The organism is Microseira wollei NIES-4236, assembly GCF_020521235.1.
GTDB classification, from domain to species: domain Bacteria; phylum Cyanobacteriota; class Cyanobacteriia; order Cyanobacteriales; family Aerosakkonemataceae; genus Microseira; species Microseira wollei.
Genome location: NZ_BLAY01000711.1, coordinates 1 through 256 on the forward strand (window position 1 = coordinate 1; position 256 = coordinate 256).

1 protein-coding gene is annotated in these 256 nt (G+C 45.7%); it reads right to left on the reverse strand.

Translation table 11 applies throughout. The features are described 5' to 3' along the window. Window positions 1–235: hypothetical protein (locus tag MiSe_RS50315; RefSeq protein WP_226595124.1), on the reverse strand; the 235-nt coding region annotated here is incomplete at its 3' end. Window positions 236–256 lie beyond the last annotated feature (21 nt).

The following is a 256-nucleotide window of genomic DNA, read 5'->3' on the forward strand; positions in this document are numbered from 1 at the left end:
AATCTTGTGGGTTAGGCATCCTGCCTGCCAAAGAGATTCTTTTTTGCACCAGTCTAATAGACCTCTGCCATAAATCTTGTGGGTTAGGCATCCTGCCTGCCAAAGAGATTCTTTTTTGCACCAGTCTGGTAGACCTCTGCCATAAATCTTGTGGGTTAGGCATCCTGCCTGCCAAAGAGATTCTTTTTTGCACCAGTCTAATAGACCTCTGCCATAAATCTTGTGGGTTAGGCATCCTGCCTGCCAAAGAGATTCT